General features: G+C 55.5%; 4 protein-coding genes. All 4 read left to right on the forward strand.

Annotated features, from left to right (window positions below; translation table 11 throughout):
• Positions 1 to 539 precede the first annotated feature (539 nt).
• From NKH12_RS11460 to NKH12_RS11475, 4 genes are read left to right on the forward strand one after another with little or no spacing between them, the layout of a single operon-like run.
• Positions 540 to 1,205 (forward strand): coiled-coil domain-containing protein, encoded by a 666-nt coding sequence (locus NKH12_RS11460; RefSeq protein ID WP_254027928.1) that lies wholly within the window; start codon positions 540 to 542, stop codon positions 1,203 to 1,205.
• A 7-nt stretch (positions 1,206 to 1,212) separates the two neighbouring features.
• Positions 1,213 to 4,278 carry an OmpA family protein gene (locus NKH12_RS11465; RefSeq protein ID WP_352953205.1) on the forward strand — a complete coding sequence of 1,022 codons (3,066 nt, stop codon included), beginning with the start codon at positions 1,213 to 1,215 and terminating at the stop codon, positions 4,276 to 4,278.
• A gap of 16 nt (positions 4,279 to 4,294) precedes the next feature.
• Complete coding sequence (locus NKH12_RS11470; RefSeq protein WP_352953206.1) at positions 4,295 to 4,786, forward strand: Rab family GTPase; 492 nt, start codon at positions 4,295 to 4,297, stop codon at positions 4,784 to 4,786.
• A 3-nt stretch (positions 4,787 to 4,789) separates the two neighbouring features.
• Positions 4,790 to 5,860, forward strand: coding sequence for an adenylate/guanylate cyclase domain-containing protein (locus NKH12_RS11475; RefSeq protein WP_352953207.1), 1,071 nt, complete (start codon positions 4,790 to 4,792; stop codon positions 5,858 to 5,860).
• The last annotated feature ends 140 nt before the right edge of the window (positions 5,861 to 6,000 follow it).

Genomic DNA, 6,000 nt, shown 5'->3' on the forward strand with positions numbered 1-6,000 from the left:
ATAAATGCAAGCCCACTGAAGCTTTGGTGTGAATGACTGCAGTTATTGGGACTATTGCTCCCCTCCTATCGACCAAAACGCCTCGATTCCGAGGTGCAGTCTCGAACAGCCATTCTCCGTGCGAAAGTAGACATTCCCTCTGCCGCTGAGCCCGAATCGGAAGCTGATCGTCGCAGTATACAGCCGCGTGCGAGACAGTATGTGCACCGCCAGACCAGCTACTTTAGATACTTCTAATGAATCTGCGCTACTCAATTGCGCTCCAGTAGCTATAGCCTGACATTGTATTAATCATTTCGATAGTAGATTGCGTCCAATGGTCGATTAGATTAGGCGGCTATGGCTGCTATCACAAAGAGATGCGGGAGCGACCCCAATCGGAACTCGTGCTTTTGCAGCTAGTTCAAGAGATGTAAAAGGGGCGCTCGAATTGGCCTAAGTCAAGAAGATTCCGGCTTGCGAGCCGGGTATTTTGCTGACATGCTTGGGTGTTTTCTAGTTTTGCACTGTGGCAGGTGTTCAAATGAAGGGGCATAAGGATGGCTAAGGAATCTTCGAATACCGCTTCTTCAGCAAATAAAGCGGACGAAAATCTGATAAGTAATGCAGACGGAAACGGGCTGGCCTTCATGGGAGTCCAGGCTCGCGAGGGCGGGGTCTCCGGCGACGCTGTAGGTGTCGACAAGATACGTGATCTGCTGTTCGGCAACCAGATGCAGGACTATGACCGCCGTTTTTCCAAGCTTGAAGAACGGTTCTTGCAGCGCTTCAAGGATGTCGAATCCGAGGCCAAGCGCAATCTTGAAATGTACGAGTCAAATGCAAAGAAGCAGGTTGAATCGCTCGCGGCGCAATTGCGGAACGAAAAGGATGCACGAGCCGAGGCCGACAAGGAGATCGACCGGAATCTTCGCGAGCAAAATCAGGCGCTTGAAAAGCAGGTGCGCGCGTTGTCGGATCAATTGAGCGAGCTTGAGCGCGAAGTTGCGGACCGGATAAATCGAAGCGATCAACTGCTGCGTGAGGAAATCAAGCAAAAGAATGAAAGCATGCAGATGCTGATGGAGAAAATGTTTTCGGATCTCAGCAACGTCAAGACCGACCGAAATCTTTTGGCTGGCCTGTTTGTCGAGGTTGCAAAATGTCTGAATCAGGATCCCGCCGGCAGCAAGAGCAACTCGGAGCGTAGTTGGAAAGTGAGTTGATCGGAACTTGACGTCCACCGTCGACCCAATCAGCCTTGCTCAAAAAGCAGCTTCGAACGATACAGAGATTGATCGCGAGGCTCTGGCTAGTCTTTTGGTCGAAATTGCCCGGAACGTTGATCCGGACTATCGTGCGCGTTTCGACGGAGTTCCAACCGCCGATCCACGCATGGCAACCCTGCGCCAGTTGCTGGTCGGCCGCGAGATTTCGGAGCTTTCACGAGTTTCGCACCTGCTCGACGAACCTGAGCAGCTTGCGTCTGCAGTTGGGGGTGTTCTCCCCAGTGCAGCCGCACGTGCGCCTTATGCGCAACTCGGAGAGGCACTTGCGCCAGCTGTCGAGAGGGCCGTGCAACGGTCCATCCAGAAGAGCCCGCGTACGCTTACGGATATATTGTACCCGGTGTTTCTGCCGGCAATTCGCAAGTCGATCGGGGAAAAGATCGATCAGACCTTTCAGTCGCTGAATGAAACTTTAAGACATATATTTACCTGGCATGGGCTCAAGTGGAGATTTGAAGCTTGGAGAACGGGGGCAAGCTTCTCAGAAGTTGTTCTTAAGCATTCTCTTGTCTATCGTGTAGAGCATGTTTTTCTGATTAACCGCAATTCCGGGCTTTTGATAGAGCATGTAACTGCCGACAATGCAACGAGCGAAGACCCGCAACTCATTTCGTCGATGCTTAGTGCAATTCAAGATTTTGTGAAAGACTCATTTAACGAGAAAGAACAGAGCGGCCTGGACACTATCCGTTTTGGGGAGCTTCGTCTCTGGTCAGAAGTTGGACCGTTTGCGACCTTGGTCGCGGTGATCCGGGGAAATCCGCCAGAGGATTTACATGAAATATTTCGCGATGTGTTGTTTCGCATCCATGATGAATGCTCACAGGCTTTAGAGCAGTTTGACGGCGACAGTTCGCAGTTGGCCGGCGTAGAGACGCTGTTGCAGACCTGCGTTGAATTGAAGCAGGAGGACTCTAACCAGGGATTTCCTTGGCTGGTGGTGGCTGCAGTGCTGCTGGTTTTGATTCCGGCAGGCGGTTGGTTCTTTCTTTCCTGGCAATCCGGGCAGCGTTGGCAGGCTTATGTGTCGCGGCTGAGTACCCAGCCGGGCATCATCGTTGCCGAACAAAAGGTGCGCGATGGCCAATTCTATATTGCCGGCCTGAGAGATCCGCTTGCCGCCGACCCGCAGTCGTTGTTGTCCGGAACGCAGGTCGATCCCGCCCGCGTTCATTCACACTGGCAATTCTATCAGAGCCTTGAGCCGGAGTTCGTGCTGAAGCGGCTAACGGCGTCGCTGACCCCGCCGGATTCAGTAGGACTTTCGATCGTCAATGATCGCATCGTTGCCGAGGGTGAGGCTCCCGACACCTGGATAGATCGGGCACGCGCAGCGGCCGGACAGCTTTCGGCAGGCGGACCGGTATTCGACATCTCCAAGGTTCGTGATGTGAGCCCCGAAGCACGCGCGGCGGAGCACTGGCAGGCCTATGTGTCGCGGCTGAGTACCCAGCCGGGCATCATCGTTGCCGAACAAAAGGTACGCGATGGCCAATTCTATATTGCCGGCCTGAGAGACCCGCTTGCCGCCGACCCGCAGTCGCTGTTGTCGGGAACGCAGGTCGATCCCGCCCGCGTTCATTCTCAGTGGCACTTCTATCAGAGCCTTGAGCCGAAGTTCGTGCTGAAGCGGCTAACGGCGTCGCTGGCTCCGCCGGATTCAGTACGACTTTCGATCATCAATGATCGCATCGTTGCCGAGGGCGAGGCTCCCGACACCTGGATCAACCGGGCGCGGGCCGCCGCCCAACAACTTTCGGCAGGCGGACCGGTATTCGACATCTCCAAGGTTCGTGATGTGAGCCCCGAAGCACGCGCGGCGGAGCACTGGCAGGCCTACGTGTCGCGACTTGAGGTCCAACCGGGGATCACCGTCGCCCAACAAACGGCGAGGGATGGACATTTCTACATTTCCGGCCTGAGAGACCCCCTTGCCGCCGACCCGCAGGCTCTGCTGTCCGGAACGCAGATTGATCCTGCCCGCGTTCATTCATACTGGCAATTCTATCAGAGCCTTGATCCGGAGTTCGTGCTGAAGCGGCTAACTGCGTCACTGACCCCGCCGAAATCGGTTCGGCTTTCGATCGTCGAGGACCGCATCGTTGCCGAGGGCGAGGCTCCCGACACCTGGATAGATCGGGCACGCGTAGCGGCCCGACAGCTTTCGGCAGGCGGACCGGTATTCGACATCTCCAAGGTTCGTGATGTGAGCCCCGAAGCACGCGCGGCGGAGCACTGGCAGACTTATGTGTCGCGACTTGAGGCCCAACCGGGAATCATCGTCGCCCAACAAACGGCGAGGGGCGGACATTTCTACATTTCCGGCCTGAGAGACCCGCAGGCCGCCGACCCGCAGGCTCTGCTGTCCGGAACAGGGGTCGATCCTGCCCGCGTTCATTCACACTGGCAATTCTATCAGAGCCTTGATCCGAAGTTCGTGGTGAAGCGGCTGATGGCGTCGCTGACTCCGCCGGATTCAGTACGATTTTCGATCATCAAGGATCGCATCGTTGTCGTGGGTGAGGCTCCTGCCGCCTGGATAGATCGGGCGCGGGTCGCCGCCCAACAACTGGCCGCGGACGGACTCTCTCTACAGATTTCCGAGCTGCGTGAGTTGACCCCTCAGAAACTCACTCATTTGAGGGAGGCTATTCAAGCGGTCGACATTTTCTTCGATTCCGGCAAGGCTGTACCTGGACCAGAGCAACTGCCGGTTCTCGACAAATTGGCGAATCAGTTGAAGGAATTGGCCAAGGACGCCCGCAAGGCAGGCGTAACAGCACAGTTCATGTTGACCGGCCATTCGGACGCGACTGGCCGTGAAACGGCCAACGTGTCGATCAGCGCGGCCCGCGCGGAGACTGTTCGTGCGCTTCTCAAGAAGCGCGGCGTCGATCCGGAATTGCTCTTGGTTCGCGGCGCGGGCACCTTTGAGCCAGCGGAGACTGAAACTAGCCGAACCGGGAGCTCCGCCAATCGCAGAGTTTCGGTTACGGTAAACTTCCACTAGGGCGGAGCCCAGGATATTGCAAAAGAAGATCTGCATGTTGGGCGGGTTCGCTGTCGGAAAGACGAGTCTGGTTCGCAGGTTTGTGCAAAGCATCTTTTCAGAAACCTACTTGACCACGGTGGGCGTGAAAATCGACAAGAAGAGTGTTGTACTGCCGGATCAAACCGTGGATCTGATTTTGTGGGATTTGGCCGGCGAAGACGATATCGGCTCGTTCCGCGTCAGCTATGTGCGAGGCGCGAGCGGGCTCGTGCTTGTCGTCGATGGAACCCGCGCCGCTACCCTAGCGGTGGCGCTCACGCTGCGCGAGCGGGCCGAGGCCGAATTCGGCGCTATGCCGTTTGTATTGCTGTTAAACAAATCCGATCTGGCCGATCGTTGGGCAATATCGGATAGTGAGATTAACGAACTGAGGCAACTTGGATGGCAAATCTATCTAACAAGTGCGCTTTCGGGTGAATACGTTGATGACGCGTTTCGTCAGCTTGCTTCGATGGTCACCGAATAGACCATGCATGGATTGCCAAGAGAAGTCAGAAACTGGATTTACGATTTCTTCGACAGCGAGCACTCTGTCGCATATCTGAAAATTGATGCCCAGCTTTGCATCGCTGCGAAGGGCGGTAGTGTTGAACATTACGGCCTATCATCGCTTTGCATCGGCAAGCCCGTCGCCGAGCAGCTTGAATTCATGGAAGGCTTACTGCCTTGCCCGGAGCTTCCATATCATATGGCCATGGTCGAACTGCCCAGCGGGCGTGTCGCGGACCTTCATCTTTTTGCTGACAATGCCAGCGTATGGCTGCTCTTTCTTGACGCCACTGCCGAACGCGACAATAGGCAGCGGCTTCAACAGAAGGCTTATGAAATGACACTCCTGCAAGAGAGGGAGCGTCAACTCAACGAAAAATTACAATTGACGAACGAAGCGTTGAGGCAGAGCCAAGAGGGATTGTCGCGTGAATACCAGCGCGCCGAAAGCCTACTCCTCAACATTCTTCCAGCGTCGATCGCGGAGCGGTTAAAAGCGGACGAACAAATTGCAGACAGCCATGCTGACGTGAGTGTGCTTTTTGCCGACATCGTCGGCTTTACGGAAAGAGCGCGGAGCGTTGGAGCCGAGACAACGCTCGCTATTTTAAATTACTTCTTCAAGGCGGCGGATCTGCTCTCGGAGCGATACGGCTGCGAAAAGATCAAGACAATCGGCGATTGTGTGATGGTGGTCGCTGGCCTGCCCGTCGCGCGACCCGATCATGCAGAAGCCCTTGCGCACTATGCACTTGAACTGCGGAAGGCAGTTAAGCGCGAACGCTTCGCAGGAGAACCGATAAGACTCAGAATTGGAATTCACTCAGGACCAATCGTCGCGGGCGTCATAGGCAAAAGGCGGTTTGCCTATGACCTGTGGGGCGAGACCGTTAATCTCGCCGCACGTATTCAAACGTCAGCGGAGCCCGATGAAATCCGTATTTCGGATGCAACTCGCAAACTGCTTGGACCAAACTTTGCTTGCGACCCACTCGCGGAAACGGAATTGCGTGGTACAGGTCGTGTGCGAATGTGGCGGCTCCCGGCCTGATTTGCCGCTTGGCAGTGCCGACGCTGGAGCGCATTGCATCTCAAGCTAGAGCAAGTCCTGTGATCGATGAATCGATTGTGATGTGACAGCTGCGTCTTGTGCTGATTCAACATCCACCTCGATGGAGGTGGACGATGGGA

The sequence above is a fragment of the Mesorhizobium sp. M1322 genome (assembly GCF_040318085.1).
GTDB lineage: Bacteria > Pseudomonadota > Alphaproteobacteria > Rhizobiales > Rhizobiaceae > Mesorhizobium.

What these genes read in the sequence shown, in the direction of transcription:
- NKH12_RS11460 (WP_254027928.1), top strand. Translation starts at nt 540, where the DNA reads ATGGCTAAGGAATCTTCGAATACCGCTTCTTCAGCAAATAAAGCGGAC.
- NKH12_RS11475 (WP_352953207.1), top strand. Translation starts at nt 4,790, where the DNA reads ATGCATGGATTGCCAAGAGAAGTCAGAAACTGGATTTACGATTTCTTC.